At 65.1% G+C, this 13,310-nt stretch carries 15 protein-coding genes; 11 read left to right on the top strand and 4 right to left on the bottom strand.

Annotated features, from left to right (window positions below; all coding sequences use genetic code 11):
- The first annotated feature begins 64 nt into the window (after window positions 1-64).
- Window positions 65-370, top strand: coding sequence for a panthothenate synthetase (locus PTE30175_RS05335; RefSeq protein WP_150696006.1), 306 nt, complete (start codon window positions 65-67; stop codon window positions 368-370).
- A gap of 60 nt (window positions 371-430) precedes the next feature.
- On the opposite strand, the gene PTE30175_RS05330 is transcribed toward PTE30175_RS05335, so the two are convergent.
- Window positions 431-850 carry a DUF1810 domain-containing protein gene (locus PTE30175_RS05330; protein ID WP_150696005.1) on the bottom strand — a complete coding sequence of 140 codons (420 nt, stop codon included), beginning with the start codon at window positions 848-850 and terminating at the stop codon, window positions 431-433.
- A 121-nt stretch (window positions 851-971) separates the two neighbouring features.
- Window positions 972-1,544: a DUF4337 domain-containing protein gene (locus PTE30175_RS05325; protein WP_150696004.1), complete on the bottom strand. Its 573-nt coding sequence runs from the start codon at window positions 1,542-1,544 to the stop codon at window positions 972-974.
- Between the two features lie 339 nt (window positions 1,545-1,883).
- Between PTE30175_RS05325 and PTE30175_RS05320 the strand changes: the two genes are divergently transcribed.
- The gene (locus PTE30175_RS05320; RefSeq protein ID WP_150696003.1) at window positions 1,884-2,744 is read left to right on the top strand and encodes a patatin-like phospholipase family protein; all 861 of its coding nucleotides are present in this window, start codon (window positions 1,884-1,886) and stop codon (window positions 2,742-2,744) included.
- A 57-nt stretch (window positions 2,745-2,801) separates the two neighbouring features.
- Here the strand turns inward: PTE30175_RS05320 and PTE30175_RS05315 are convergent, their stop codons facing one another.
- Together PTE30175_RS05315 and PTE30175_RS05310 are read right to left on the bottom strand one after the other, a co-directional pair.
- On the bottom strand, window positions 2,802-4,430 hold the full coding sequence (locus tag PTE30175_RS05315; protein WP_150696002.1) for an amidase: 1,629 nt from the start codon (window positions 4,428-4,430) through the stop codon (window positions 2,802-2,804).
- 190 nt (window positions 4,431-4,620) lie between these two features.
- Window positions 4,621-5,526: a LysR family transcriptional regulator gene (locus tag PTE30175_RS05310; protein ID WP_150696001.1), complete on the bottom strand. Its 906-nt coding sequence runs from the start codon at window positions 5,524-5,526 to the stop codon at window positions 4,621-4,623.
- Window positions 5,527-5,719: 193 nt separating this feature from the next.
- Here PTE30175_RS05310 and mdcA point away from each other — a divergent pair, with 193 nt between their 5' ends.
- The 9 genes from mdcA (at window position 5,720) to mdcH (ending at window position 13,264) form a co-directional block, all read left to right on the top strand.
- Window positions 5,720-7,381 (top strand): malonate decarboxylase subunit alpha, encoded by a 1,662-nt coding sequence (mdcA, locus tag PTE30175_RS05305; RefSeq protein WP_150696000.1) that lies wholly within the window; start codon window positions 5,720-5,722, stop codon window positions 7,379-7,381.
- Complete coding sequence (locus PTE30175_RS05300; protein ID WP_150695999.1) at window positions 7,381-8,283, top strand: triphosphoribosyl-dephospho-CoA synthase; 903 nt, start codon at window positions 7,381-7,383, stop codon at window positions 8,281-8,283. The genes mdcA and PTE30175_RS05300 overlap by 1 nt, the downstream gene beginning before the upstream one ends.
- Before the next feature lie 15 nt (window positions 8,284-8,298).
- Entirely contained in the window at window positions 8,299-8,601 is a 303-nt protein-coding gene (locus tag PTE30175_RS05295; protein ID WP_150695998.1) for a malonate decarboxylase subunit delta, read from the top strand.
- Between the two features lie 10 nt (window positions 8,602-8,611).
- Window positions 8,612-9,460: a biotin-independent malonate decarboxylase subunit beta gene (locus tag PTE30175_RS05290; protein WP_150695997.1), complete on the top strand. Its 849-nt coding sequence runs from the start codon at window positions 8,612-8,614 to the stop codon at window positions 9,458-9,460.
- Window positions 9,457-10,296, top strand: coding sequence for a biotin-independent malonate decarboxylase subunit gamma (gene mdcE, locus PTE30175_RS05285; protein WP_150695996.1), 840 nt, complete (start codon window positions 9,457-9,459; stop codon window positions 10,294-10,296). The genes PTE30175_RS05290 and mdcE overlap by 4 nt, the downstream gene beginning before the upstream one ends.
- Window positions 10,297-10,470: 174 nt before the next feature.
- Window positions 10,471-10,869, top strand: a complete 399-nt coding sequence (gene madL / locus PTE30175_RS05280) for a malonate transporter subunit MadL (protein WP_150695995.1) — start codon at window positions 10,471-10,473, stop codon at window positions 10,867-10,869.
- 13 nt (window positions 10,870-10,882) lie between these two features.
- Complete coding sequence (gene madM / locus PTE30175_RS05275; protein ID WP_150695994.1) at window positions 10,883-11,653, top strand: malonate transporter subunit MadM; 771 nt, start codon at window positions 10,883-10,885, stop codon at window positions 11,651-11,653.
- Window positions 11,654-11,657: 4 nt separating this feature from the next.
- The gene (locus PTE30175_RS05270; protein WP_150695993.1) at window positions 11,658-12,338 is read left to right on the top strand and encodes a malonate decarboxylase holo-ACP synthase; all 681 of its coding nucleotides are present in this window, start codon (window positions 11,658-11,660) and stop codon (window positions 12,336-12,338) included.
- Window positions 12,335-13,264, top strand: a complete 930-nt coding sequence (mdcH, locus tag PTE30175_RS05265; RefSeq protein ID WP_150695992.1) for a malonate decarboxylase subunit epsilon — start codon at window positions 12,335-12,337, stop codon at window positions 13,262-13,264. Before PTE30175_RS05270 ends, mdcH begins: the two co-directional genes overlap by 4 nt.
- The last annotated feature ends 46 nt before the right edge of the window (window positions 13,265-13,310 follow it).

The following is a 13,310-nucleotide window of genomic DNA, read 5'->3' as shown; positions in this document are numbered from 1 at the left end:
TTGGGAACCTGCGCAAAGCATCTATCCTTAAGAGGCCGTTTCGGCGCCCACCAGGAGGATGATCATGCGCATGCTTCTCAACATACGGATTCCCCACGAGCCATTCAACACTTTTGTGCGCGAAGGCACGATCGGAGACGTGATGGCGAAGATACTCGACGAGATAAAGCCCGAGGCCGCCTACTTTACCGAACAGAACGGCACACGCGGCGCAGTACTCATCGTGAATCTCGACGATCCGTCGGGAGTTCCCGCGCTGGCAGAACCCTGGTTTCTGAAATTCAATGCCGACTGCGAATTTCGCGTCGTGATGCTCCCGGAAGACATCCAAAAAGCCGGGCTCGAGGATCTTGGAAAGAAATGGAGATAGCAGGCGCTCGGCTACGCGCCGCCTCCGGCTCGCAAGGCTCGGCGGCGCGCCAAAGGTAACTCAGACCCGCTGCAACGTCAGCGGATCCGGTACGCCATCGAAGTACTTTTGCAAAGCCTGCGTGAATACGTCGTTGTCGCGGGCGGCACGCGAGAACAAGCTCATCGACGAACGAAACTTCAGAAAATCCGGATATCCGAAAATCGCTTCGATCGATCGCCCTTCGACGAGGTTGACCAGCCGCGTGCACTCCCGCAGCCGCTCGCCGAGTATGGGATGGCGCAGATAGGCCTCGGCCTCTTCCAGCGAAGCAATCGCGAATCGCTGCGCCATTGCGCTTCCCCCGAGTCCCTGAATCTGCGGAAACACGAACCACATCCAGTGGCTCCGCTTATGCCCGTCGCGCAGTTCATCGCATACCTGCGCGTACACCGGGTCCTGCGCGTCGATGAAACGTTGAAGGTCATAAGGATCGTCCATGCCATCCTCCATCCATATCGATCGCGGCAGGGTGCCACGTCCACCACGAAGAAGGGGCGCGTCGCGCCCCTTCCAGATCGGAGGTTTTTGTCAACGGCACGATCGCCGTCTCACTCCCAGTTTAGACGTGAATTGCCGAAAGCACTGCGAGGACACCGCCGAGCGCGCCGACGCCACACGAGGCGATGTACAACCATCTGCGCCGCGTAAGCAATGTGATTGCCGCAAGCGCGATGGAAACCTGGACCGCGACCATCGCTTGCGCCCAACGATGATGACGGTGAACGGCCAGCTCACTGGCGTTATCCGCCGCCCGCGCCTCCTGCTCTTGCGCCTCAGCTTTCTGACGGATGGCCTCCTTCTCCGCCGCGTAGCGCGACGCCTCCCGCTTGGCGGCTGCCTGATCAACGCCAGGCAACTGTGCCGTCAGTTCCGCGATGGCCTGCTTCTGCCCCTTCGCCTGGTAGTAAGCCCATTGGTTGGCCGCTTCGGTCTTGTGGATGGCCGCTTCGTTCTTGAGGAGCAGCGCCTCGTTTTGGGTCGCGCCGCCCTGGTAGCCGAAGACTGCGCCGGCGGTGGACAGGATGGCCGTCATCACCGCGATGCGGCCCGCAAAGCTGTCGGCATGTCCAACTTCGGCCGCGTGCTCAAGCACATGGTCGTGGGCACCGTGTACGTGAAATTCTTCTGACATTCTCTTCCCAATCGTCAATCGAAGCCGGCAGCAAGGTCTGCGGATGCGTTGAGATTCGATTGCCGCCAGGATCGAACCTCAGTGCGACGCATCCGCGCGGATAATACCCGACTCCGGGGTGATAACGCGAGTTTGCGCGAGCGGCACAATACCGATATTCGATCGCTATTTCACATTGCCATCTCGCATTTGAACTTTGCGGTATGGCAGGGCTCGCACTGCGGCTACTGGTCTGAGGAGACCTGCCAGCCAAACGGCTAAAGCAGAAAAACGCGTAGACTGTGATGACACCGGCGGATGTCGTGTGCGGTGGCTGCCCTTGAAGGTCAAGGAGGCGCGATGGGAACCAACGATATCACTGCGTTCGTGTTTGCCGGCGGCGGCAGTTTGGGCGCGATCGAGGTCGGCATGCTGGGCGAACTCGTGGCTGCTGGCATCAAACCCGATCTGATCGTCGGCGCGTCGGCCGGCGCAATCAACGGCGCCTATTTTGCGTTCTCCCCCCATTCCGACGGCGCAGCGGCACTGGCAGCGGTGTGGCGCGGTATCCGGCGTGAGCATGTGATGCCGTGGTCATGGCTGTCAATGTTGTCGGCCCTACGCGGCCGGCGAGATCATTTCGTCGACGGTGTTGCGCTGCGAAAGCTGCTACGTACGCATTTCGAAGACAGGCGCCTCGAGGATGCCGGCGTGCCGATACATATCGTCGCGACCGACATGGACTCCGGCAACGAAGTCGTGATGTCGGACGGTCTGGCCGTCGACGCGGTCATGGCGAGCACCGCGATTCCGGGGGTGTTCCCGCCGGTCATGGTGGCCGGCAGAGCCCTGATCGACGGCGGCGTCGCCAACAACACCCCCGTCTCGACGGCAGTCCGCCTGGGCGCCAAGCGCGTCATCGTGCTGCCGGCCGGCTTCGCCTGTGCTGCGCGCCGCGCGCCGCGCGGGCCGATCGAACACGCCATGCATGCGCTGAGCCTGTTGGTTGCGCGCCAGCTTGTCATCGATCTCGAACGGTGGGCGGATCAGGTGCATATCGCGGTCGTGCCGCCGCTGTGTCCGCTCGACGTATCGCCGTACGACTACCGGCAGTGCGGCACCCTGATCGACCGCGCGGCCGAAGCCACGCGTGCCTGGCTCGCCGCGGGCGGCGCCGCGCAACGCGGCATACCCGGCGCCTTGCGCCCGCATCAGCATTGACCGGCAACGCCCCCCCTCCCCCGGCAGGATGCTCCGCTTCAGGCCAACAGGTACCGATTACGCCCGGAGTAACGCCGGTGGACGGCGCTGTACCCATTGGGTCGCTTGCTCATAGGCATACGAGAGCTGCAGCACGGCAAGATCCGCCTGGCGCTTGCCGATAATCTGCACGCCCATCGGCAAGCCTTGCGCGCCAAAGCCGACCGGAACGCTCATCGCAGGACAGCCGGCCAACGACACCGGCGTGACCACCTCCATCCAGCGGTGGTACGTGTCCATTGTCTTTCCGGCAATGCTCGCCGGCCAATGGGTCTTGGCATCGAACGGAAAGACCTGGGCGGTCGGCAGCAGCAGATAATCGTAGCGCTTGAACAGGTCGTTGACGGCGTTGTACCAGGCGCTGCGGTCGGCCGACGCCTTGAAATAGTCCTGCACGCTGAGCTTCAGGCCGCCTTCGATCTCCCAAATCAGCTCCGGCTTCATCAGCGCGCGTTTGGCAGGGTCCTTGTAGGCATCGCCTTTGCTGCCGGCGACGGAGGCGTGGCGCAGCGTCAACCAGGTTTGCCACAGGCGTTGCGGCGAAAAATTCAGATCGGCGTCCTCGACCTTGCAGCCGATCGCCTCGAAATTTTTCAGCGAACTGCGGCACAGGTCCAGCACCCCGGCTTCCATCGTCAGGTAACCGTGGAGGTCGCCAAGCCAGCCCACCCGGGTGCCGCGAAAGTCGCGTTTGAGCGGTTCCGCAAAACGCGCCGGGTCCTGTTGAATCGACAGCGGCGCCCGAGGATCGTAGCCGGCCTGCGTGGACAGCAGCGTCGCGAGGTCGGTCACGGTACGGCCCATCGCGCCGTTGGTGGACAAGTCACCGAGAAACAGTTCGTCGCTGGGACCCGACGGCACGCAACCCGCGGAAGGGCGAAAACCGTAAACATTGTTATAGGCAGCGGGATTGCGCAACGAACCCATCATGTCGCTGCCGTCGGCCACCGGCACGAGGTGCAGGGCCAGCGACACGGCAGCGCCGCCACTGCTCCCCCCGGCGATACGGGTTTGATCGTAGGCATTGAGCGTGGTGCCGTAGACCGGGTTGTACGAATTCGATCCCAGGCCGAACTCGGGGGTATTCGTCTTGCCGATGAGGATCGCCCCCTGGCGTTTGATACGCTCGACGAAAATATCGTCATGCTTGGGGACGTTATCCTTGAACAGCGGCGAGCCGTAGGTGGTTCTGATGCCTGCCGTCGCCGCGAGGTCCTTCACGGCATGCGGCATACCGTGCATCCAGCCCATATATTCGCCGCGCGCAAGCTCGCGGTCGCGCGCGTCGGCCTGCTTGAGCAATGCATCGCCATCCTGCAGCGCAACGATCGCATTGACCTTGGGATTGATTCGTTCGATGTGCGCGAGATAGGCCGCCATCGTTTCACGGCAGGAAACCTTGCGTGCCTTGATGGCGCGCGAAAGCGTCACGGCATCCATCGAGACAATATCGGACGACGCGGCGCCCGTCGGCGTTGCCGTTGCCGCACCGGCATTGGATGACGCTACCAAACCAGGCACTCCTGCGAATGCGGCAGCGCCCAGCATCGTGCCTGAGATCGCTCCGCCTTTGACGAGAAACTGGCGCCGCCCTTCGGAACATTCATTGGTTTGCAAGCCATTGCCTGAACGCGTCTCCTCTTTCATGTCGTCTCCTTTGTCGGTATGTGATCGAGCGTCACTATCCTGGAGACAACGTTAGGGCCAACCGAACCCTGCTTCAATCAACCTGCACGGCAGTTCATTACTGCGACAGTAATGTTAGCGTATTCGTCCGGCCGGGGGCGGAGATCCGCAAAGCGCCGCAGCGCGAGCGGGTGCCGCGCTCGATCAGCGATCAACGTTCGGCGATCATTCGGCACTCGGCCGAGAGCGCGAGGAGGTTCGGATCACGCTCACGCTTGCGCTGGATCACGAGCACGATGTGCTGGCTGATGGCGTAGCGCTCAGCCAACGGGATCAACTGCACTTTCGGACTGAAATCGGCAACGCGGCGCGGCAGCAAGGCGTACCCGATGCCATTGCTCACCAGGTTCATCAACGAAAAAATGTCCCCCACCCGCATCGCGATTTCCGGCGCAAAACCCGCCCGCGCAAACGCGCTCGTGAAGTCGTGGTAGGTGGCGAACTCGTCGCTCAGGGACACGAAGCGCTCGGCACGCAACGCCAGCAAGTCGATGTTCGTATGCTGCGCATAGGGTGAGCCGAGCGGCGCCGCGAACATGATGTCATCGTCGAACATCGGCACCTCGAGCAAGTCGGGATTGCGCAGCGGCTCGCTCAATGCGATGACAATGGCGTCCAGCTGGCCCTCCTGCAGTTTATGCAGCAGTTCCCGGTTCGAGCCGAGCGTCAGGTCGATATCGAGCGACGACCGGCGCGTCTTCAGCCCGACGAGCAATTGCGGAATGGTGCGCACCGTCATCGAGTAGAGCCCGCCGATCTTCAGGCGCGTGGCGGTGAAGCCGGCCGTCTCGCGCGTGCGGCGGATGCCGTCCTCGCAGTCGCGCAAGATGCGTTCGGCGTGCTCCAGAAACACGTACGCCGTCGACAAGGGAATCAGCTTGCGGCCGTCGCGCTTGAACAGCGGACAGCGAAGGCCCCCCTCCAGCGAGTGCAGCGCCCGGTGCACGCTGACCGTGCTCTGACCGAGCGCTTCCGACACCCGCGCCATATTGCCCAGCTTCATGAACGCCTGGAACACTTCCAGTTTCCTGAGCGTGATGTCTTCGTCGATCGCCATCTCTCGTGCGCCTCCCCTTGTGCCTCCTTGCCGGCCGCCCGCTCGTCTGGCGAGCTCGATAGGCGGGAATTTTCCCATGCCGACGATTATGTCATTAACGCCGGGTTAACGAAACGACGTTTAGGTTGATTGAAACGCGCTGCGCAAGGGCTTACGTTTGATGCTAACGATGAACGACAGCCGGAGCCCCCGAATGCAAGCCACGTCCCCCATCCCCGCCCAATGGCGCCGGCGACGCGACGAGAAACAACGCCGTCTCGACAAAGCACGCAAGATCACCGACGGCGTCGTGATTCCCACGCAGGATATCGTCGCCGCGCTTGAAGCGCTGATTGCGCCCGGCGATCGCGTCGTGCTTGAAGGCAATAACCAGAAGCAGGCCGATTTCCTGTCGCGCTCGCTCGCGCAGGTCAATCCCGAGCGCCTGCACGATCTGCACATGATCATGCCGAGTGTGGGCCGCGCCGAACACCTCGACCTGTTCGAGGCCGGTATCGCCCGCAAGCTGGACTTCTCGTTCGCAGGCCCCCAAAGCCTGCGCATCAGCCAATTGCTGGCCGATGGTCAACTCGAGATCGGCGCGATCCACACCTATATCGAGCTCTACGCGCGGCTCGTGGTCGACCTGATCCCGAACGTCGTGCTCGCCGCCGGTTTCATGGCGGACCGTCACGGCAACATCTATACCGGACCCAGCACCGAAGACACGCCGGCCCTGATCGAGCCGGCCGCGTTTTCCGATGGCATCGTGATCGTGCAGGTCAATGAACTCGTTGACGATGTCACGGATCTGCCACGGGTGGACATTCCCGCTTCCTGGGTTGATTTCGTCGTGGTCGCGGACCAGCCGTTCTATATCGAACCGCTGTTTACCCGCGATCCGCGCCTGATCAAGCCAGTCCACGTGCTGATGGCGATGATGGCAATCCGGGGCATCTATGAGCGGCACAACGTGCAGTCGCTCAATCACGGCATCGGCTTCAACACGGCGGCCATCGAACTGATTCTGCCGACGTACGGCGAACGGCTCGGGCTCAAGGGCAAGATCTGCCGCAACTGGACCCTCAATCCGCATCCCACGCTGATCCCCGCGATCGAATCGGGCTGGGTCGAGAGCGTGCATTGTTTCGGCACCGAATTGGGCATGGAGCGTTATGTCGCAGCGCGTCCGGATATTTTCTTCACCGGTCCGGACGGTTCGCTGCGTTCGAACCGTATGCTCTGCCAGTTGGCGGGACAATACGCGGTCGACCTGTTTATCGGCGCAACACTGCAGATCGACGGCGACGGGCATTCGTCGACGGTAACACGCGGTCGTCTCGCCGGCTTCGGCGGTGCGCCGAACATGGGGCACGATCCGCGCGGACGCCGCCATGCCACGCCCGCATGGCTCGACATGACGGAACCCGTGACGATGCTCGAGCGCGGCAGGAAACTCGTCGTGCAGATGGTGGAAACGTTCCAGGAAGGCGGCAAGCCGACCTTCGTCGACACGCTCGACGCCGTGTCTGTCGCGAAGCAAAGCGGCATGCCGCTCGCACCGGTCATGATCTACGGCGACGATGTCACCCATCTGTTGACCGAAGACGGCATCGCTTATCTCTACAAGGCACGCTCACTCGAAGAGCGTCGCGCGATGATCGCCGCCGTCGCGGGCGTGACCCCCATCGGTCTGCGGCACGACCCCGCGAAAACGGCGCAGATGCGGCGCGACGGCCTGATCGTTCTGCCCGAGGATCTCGGCGTGCGCCGCGCCGATGCGAGCCGCGAGTTGCTGGCCGCCAAAAGCATTGCCGAACTGGTCGAATGGTCCGGCGGGCTGTACGCCCCCCCTGCGCGTTTCCGGAGCTGGTAATGGACAAGACGTTGCTCAAGCGCATCGAGTCGCGCGCGCAGCCGCACGCGCTGGCCACTGCGCTGGCGGATCTGGTGCAGGGTTCGCTCATCGACGAAGTCACGCTCTCGCCGAAGCCCGGACTGGTGGATGTGCGTGGCCGCGGCGCGCATCATGACCTTGGCTGGGCGCTGATGGTGCGTTCGGCCCAAACCCTGCGGCCGAGCTTCGAGGCGATGGCCAAGGCCGGCGCGCTGATCGCCGAGCCAATGCGTCTGCGCGAACAGATCGGAAGGCTGGGACGCCTCGGCGAGCAGGCCATGCTGACGGCGACGGGCGGCATCAATACGCACCGCGGCGCAATCTGGGCCCTGGGACTGCTGGTGACGGCTGCCGCGCAAGCCCCGAGGGCGCTCGCCGCCACTCACGTCGCCCGGCGCGCGGCCGTGCTCGCCAACTTGCCCGACCGTTTTGCGCCCGGCATGACCGGCCACAAGGGCGAGCGCGCGTGTCTTGACTACGGCGTGGGCGGTGCGCGCGGACAGGCGTGCGCGGGCTTTCCGCATGTCGTCAAGGTGGCCCTGCCCGCGTTACGGCAAGCCCGTGCGGCAGGCATTCGGGAGGACGCCGCGCGCATCGACGCGTTGCTCGCCGTCATGGCCAGTCTCGATGACACCTGCGTGCTCGCGCGTGGCGGCCCCGATGCACTGCGCGCCGTACAGACCGGTGCCGCAGCCGTGCGCGCCGAGGGCGGGGTCGTCACGCCGAAAGGCCGCCGCGCGCTGGCCCGGCTGGAAGCCGATCTGCTGGCGCGCCACGTATCGCCAGGCGGCGCGGCCGACATGCTTGCCGCCGCCCTGTTTCTCGATCGTCTGCCGCGTGCGAGGCTGCACGCGTTGTCCGACGACGCCCCGCTTCACTGAGTTCTGGAATTTGTCATGGAAAGCCTTGTTTTCAATTTTCCCGCCGGCGCCCCTGCCCGACATCGCGCGCGCGCCGGCGTTGTCGGCTCCGGCGATCTCGAAGTGCTGCTGCAGCCGCAGTCCGCCGGCCGCATCGACGTTTCGGTCACGACGTCCGTGGGCGGCATGGCCGCGATCTGGCAAGCCCAGTTAAGCCGCATATTCACCGCGCAAGCGTGGCCGTCGGCCGCCATCGAGATCAACGACTTCGGCGCGACGCCCGCTGTGGTTCGACTTCGGCTAGAGCAAGTGCTTGAAGCCGTCTGCGCCCAACCGTGAGAGGAAGACAATGTCCCCCGATCTGATTCACCGCGACAGCTTCATCGAACGCGACGCACGCGCGCGCGCCGCTGCGCTGCTCGACCCCGGCAGCTTCCGGGAATTGCTTGACTCGTTCGCGCGTGTCACTTCTCCGTGGCTGCCGCGTCAAGGCATTGTTACGCAAGCCGATGACGGTGTCGTCGTGGCGAAGGGCACGATCGACGGCCAACCCGCCGTGGTGCTCGCCATCGAAGGGGCGTTCCAGGGCGGCAGCATGGGCGAGGTCTCGGGCGCAAAGATCGCCGGCGCACTGGAACTGGCCGTGGCCGACAACGAGCAAGGCATTCCGACCCGCGCCGTGATCGTCTTCGAGACGGGCGGCGTACGTTTGCAGGAGGCCAACCTCGGCCTGGCCGCCATTGCCGAAATCCACGCGGCCATTCACGCGTTGCGCGCGTTCGGGCCGGTCATCGGCATCACCGCCGGCGTGGTCGGCTGCTTCGGCGGCATGAGCATCGCTGCGGGCATGTGCAGCTATCTACTGGTCACGCGCGAGGCGCGGCTGGGGCTGAACGGGCCCGCCGTGATCGAACAGGAGGCCGGTGTCGAGGAGTACGACTCGCGCGATCGCCCCTTCATCTGGAGCCTCACAGGCGGCGAACAACGGGTGGCCACGGGCCTGGCCGACGCCTGCCTTGCCGACGACACCGACGCCATTCGCGCCCAGGTCGTCGCCTGGCTGAGCGCGGGTGCGCCCGAGCATCAACGCAGCGAACGGATCGCGCACTATCTCGCGCTGCTGAGCGCCGTGGACACCACGCATCAGCCGAGCCCTGCGGATGTGCGCGCCCTTTACGTCCACGGAGACAACGCATGAACCCAGCCGAACATTCCAGCCGTGGCGCGGTGTGGATCGCCGCGCTGAACGCCGGCCTCGACGGCGCCACCGAGATTGCCGGTTACGGCGACACTTTGCGGGTCGTCGACGCACAGATCGCGAACCGCGACGCACGCTACATCGCCGTCGTCCCCGACCCGGACAACCGCTTCCCGCGTGTGCGCCAGGGGGAAGTCGGCCTTGTCGAAGGCTGGCAGCTCGCGCGTGCCGTGCGCGACGCCATCGCGGCCGACGCCAACCGGGCGTGCAAGCGCGCGATCGTCGCCGTGGTCGCCGTGGCAAGTCAAGCCTACGGCCGCCGCGAGGAAGCGTTCGGCATCCATCTCGCGCTGGCCGCCGCAGCCGACGCCTATGCCGCTGCAAGGCTTGCCGGGCACCCGGTCATCGGCCTGATCGTGGGCCGCGCGATGTCTGGCGGGCTGCTTGCCCACGGCTATCAGGCCAACCGCCTGATTGCGCTGGACGATGCCGGCGTCATGGTGCACGCAATGGGCAAGGCTGCCGCCGCGCGGGTGACGCAACGCTCGGTCGCCGACCTGGAACAACTGGCGCAAACGATCCCGCCGATGGCCTACGACATCGCAAGTTTCCACTCGTTGGGGCTGCTCTGGCGTTTGCTGCCGGTGACCTCCGCACAGACCCCGAATCCCGCCGATATCGATGCCGTGCAGACCGCGCTGGCCCGGGCGCTGGCCGATATCGAGGCCGATCCGTCGCGCGGACTGGAAACGCGGCTGGGCGCGCCCCTGCGGCAAGCCTCCATGCAGGTCCGTACACATCTGCGGGCGCAATGGCACGCGGCACCCGAGGCATGAAGGAGAATGTCCGCCGCGCACTGGCTTGAACCGTACCCGCCGCCTGGAGAACGGCCGGTGCGGACCCAACCCGCGGGATCGGCGAACGCGCCGTCCGGCGTCATGCAGCACCTGTTGTGAATCGATGCACCCTTTACAAGACGATCCATCGTCGCATTCGTCAGGAGACAGCAAGTGATTATCTACGGTACGACCCTGCTCGCGATTTGCCACCTCGCGGGACTCTTCCTGGGCGACCTGCTCGGCCAGGCCATTGGCGTCAAGGCGAACGTGGGCGGCGTCGGCATCGCCATGCTGCTCCTGATCGGCGCGCGCATTTATCTGCACCGCCGGGGACTGATGCCGGCCGCCACCGAATCCGGCGTGTCGTTCTGGGGCGCGATGTATATCCCGGTCGTGGTCGCCATGGCCGCGCAGCAGAACGTGGTGACGGCATTGCGCGGCGGCCCGGTGGCGCTGCTCGCCGCGATTGGCGCCGTGCTCGTTTGCGGCGTGTGCATCGCCCTGATCAATCGTACCGGTCACGCCGAACCGTTGCCGCCGCTGACCGAATCCGGTCAAGCCACCGCCTGAAGCGAGGTCCGTCATGCTATCGATGTTCGAAAAAATTCTGCAGCACAACGGGCTTGTTGCCGCATTCGCCATGGTCGGCATTGTGATGGGGCTGTCTGCGTGGCTTTCGCGCCGCCTGACGCTCGGCCGCGTGCACGGTTCCGCGATCGCCATCATGATCGGTCTGCTGCTTGCGTATTACGGCGGCGTGTTGACCGGCGGCGAGAAAGGTCTCGCGGATGTATCGCTGTTCGGCGGCATCGGCCTGATGGGCGGCGCCATGTTGCGCGATTTCGCGATCGTTGCCACGGCGTTTGAAGTGCAGGTCACCGAAGCGCGTAAAGCCGGCCTCATCGGCGCAGTCTCGCTGTTGCTGGGCACCGTGCTCCCATTCATCGTGGGTGCGGCGCTGGCGCGGGCCTTCGGGTATTCCGATGCCGTGAGCATGACCACGATCGGCGCGGGTGCGGTGACCTACATCGTCGGCCCGGTCACCGGCGCCGCCCTTGGCGCGAGTTCCGACGTCATGGCCCTGAGCATTGCCACGGGGCTCATCAAGGCGATTCTGGTGATGGTCGGCACGCCGTTCGCGGCGCGTCTGCTGGGTCTGAACAATCCGCGCGCCGCCATGGTGTTCGGCGGACTTGCAGGCACCGTCAGCGGCGTCTCGGCCGGGCTGGCGGCCACCGATCGCCGGCTCGTCCCCTACGGCGCGCTCGTCGCCACATTCCACACGGGACTCGGCTGCCTGCTCGGACCGTCGGTGCTTTTCCTCGCCACGCAGGCATTGGTGTCGGGCCGCTAGGGTCATGCACAATCGCCGCGCTGATGCCTGGGCCGTGCGCCCACATGATCTGCTGTGGGTCGATGCCGCACCCGTCGTGCACGGCGATCAAGCCCTGCCGTCATGGGCCGACGCCGCTTGGCAACAGGTGGCGCCCGTGGTGGTGCGGCGTGCGGCACGGTCGGCCGGCGGCGTGCCGGTCGGCCTTCGCGGGAGCGAACGTCACCAACGTTGCGCTGCCCACGTTGCCGAGTCGGCCATCGTGCGCGTGGTGACTCCCGAGCAGTTGGCGGCTTGCTGCGCCGGCATGGACCCGCTGCCATGGGCGGTGCGGCGCCCGGATCTGCCGGCGCTTGTCGTGCTCGGGATGGTGGCGCCGGCATTGAATGCGGCGGGCCTGCAATGGGGGCCCACCGGCGGCGTCGGCTTCGCGCTCGCGAGCGGCCTGCCGGTGCTGCGCGCGCAGAGCGATCTGGACCTGGTGGTTCACCTGGACCAGCCGCCTTCGGCCGAAACGCGCCGTGTGTTGACGGCGGTCGCCGCACAAGCCATTTGCCGTGTCGATCTGCAGATCGATACCGGATTCGGTGGATTCGCGCTGCGCGAGTGGCTTGCGACGCCGCAACAAGTGCTGCTCAAGACGGATCGAGGCCCCCGTCTGGTCACGGATCCGTGGGCGGCCGGCACGGCGGAGATCGTGCAGTGAGCGTCCTGTTCACATTCCCCGGACAGGGCGGCCAGCGCACCGGCATGTTGCATGCGTTGCCCGACGCACCCGAGGTCGCGCGCACGCTCTCGGAAGCGCATGCCGCGCTGGGCCGCGATCCGCTGACGCTCGATAGCGAGGCCGCACTGCGCTCGACGGTATCGGTACAACTGTGTCTGCTGATCGCAGGCGTTGCGATGGCCCGCGTGTTGATCGCCCGCAACGCCCGTCCCGATATGGTGGCCGGCTTGTCGATCGGTGCGTGGCCTGCAGCGGTGGTCGCGAACGTGCTGGATTTTGCCGATGCCGTCAGATTGGTCGAGTTGCGCGGGCAACTCATGGAAGCCGCCTACCCCTCCGGGTTCGGGATGGTCGCGATCGTCGGACTGCGCGAAGCGGAAGTGGCGGCCATTGTGTCGCGCGCCCATTCCCCCGATGCGCCCGCATACGTCGCGAACCTGAATGCAGAGACCCAGACGGTGGTCGCAGGGGCTGATGCCGCACTCGAACAAGTACGTGTGCAAGCCCTTGCAAGCGGCGCGTCGCGCGCGTGCCGGCTTGCGATGAGCGTTCCATCGCATTGCCCCTTGCTTGATCGTCAGGCAGCCGTGTTGGCCGACGCGGTCAAATCCGTCTCGCTGCGCCTGCCGCGTGTGACCTACGTTAGCGGCAGCCACGCCAGAGTCCTCTTCAGGGCCGACACGATCGGTCACGACCTCGCCTGGAACATGGCGCGCCAAGTGCATTGGCACGACGCCGTACGCCATGCCTACGAGCGCGGCGCACGGCTCTCGGTGGAGATGCCGGGCGGCGGCGTGCTGACCCGGCTCGCCCACGCCGGGCCGGAGGACAGCGGCGCGCTCAGCGTGGATACCGAACGGATCGACTCGATCGTGGCGCACATTCAGCGAAATGCTCGGCAGTAACACCGATGGCACCGCAATGCCCTGTCCCGGCGTGCGCCATGGTATC

Source organism: Pandoraea terrae (assembly GCF_902459695.1).
GTDB classification, from domain to species: domain Bacteria; phylum Pseudomonadota; class Gammaproteobacteria; order Burkholderiales; family Burkholderiaceae; genus Pandoraea; species Pandoraea terrae.
This window is presented reverse-complemented; position numbering and strand designations above follow the sequence as displayed.

What these genes read in the sequence shown, in the direction of transcription:
- PTE30175_RS05270 (WP_150695993.1), top strand. Translation starts at nt 11,658, where the DNA reads ATGCACAATCGCCGCGCTGATGCCTGGGCCGTGCGCCCACATGATCTG.
- PTE30175_RS05320 (WP_150696003.1), top strand. Translation starts at nt 1,884, where the DNA reads ATGGGAACCAACGATATCACTGCGTTCGTGTTTGCCGGCGGCGGCAGT.
- PTE30175_RS05295 (WP_150695998.1), top strand. Translation starts at nt 8,299, where the DNA reads ATGGAAAGCCTTGTTTTCAATTTTCCCGCCGGCGCCCCTGCCCGACAT.
- PTE30175_RS05335 (WP_150696006.1), top strand. Translation starts at nt 65, where the DNA reads ATGCGCATGCTTCTCAACATACGGATTCCCCACGAGCCATTCAACACT.
- madM (WP_150695994.1), top strand. Translation starts at nt 10,883, where the DNA reads ATGCTATCGATGTTCGAAAAAATTCTGCAGCACAACGGGCTTGTTGCC.
- PTE30175_RS05310 (WP_150696001.1), bottom strand. Translation starts at nt 5,526, where the DNA reads ATGGCGATCGACGAAGACATCACGCTCAGGAAACTGGAAGTGTTCCAG.
- mdcA (WP_150696000.1), top strand. Translation starts at nt 5,720, where the DNA reads ATGCAAGCCACGTCCCCCATCCCCGCCCAATGGCGCCGGCGACGCGAC.
- PTE30175_RS05290 (WP_150695997.1), top strand. Translation starts at nt 8,612, where the DNA reads ATGTCCCCCGATCTGATTCACCGCGACAGCTTCATCGAACGCGACGCA.
- PTE30175_RS05330 (WP_150696005.1), bottom strand. Translation starts at nt 850, where the DNA reads ATGGACGATCCTTATGACCTTCAACGTTTCATCGACGCGCAGGACCCG.
- mdcE (WP_150695996.1), top strand. Translation starts at nt 9,457, where the DNA reads ATGAACCCAGCCGAACATTCCAGCCGTGGCGCGGTGTGGATCGCCGCG.
- PTE30175_RS05315 (WP_150696002.1), bottom strand. Translation starts at nt 4,430, where the DNA reads ATGAAAGAGGAGACGCGTTCAGGCAATGGCTTGCAAACCAATGAATGT.
- PTE30175_RS05325 (WP_150696004.1), bottom strand. Translation starts at nt 1,544, where the DNA reads ATGTCAGAAGAATTTCACGTACACGGTGCCCACGACCATGTGCTTGAG.
- PTE30175_RS05300 (WP_150695999.1), top strand. Translation starts at nt 7,381, where the DNA reads ATGGACAAGACGTTGCTCAAGCGCATCGAGTCGCGCGCGCAGCCGCAC.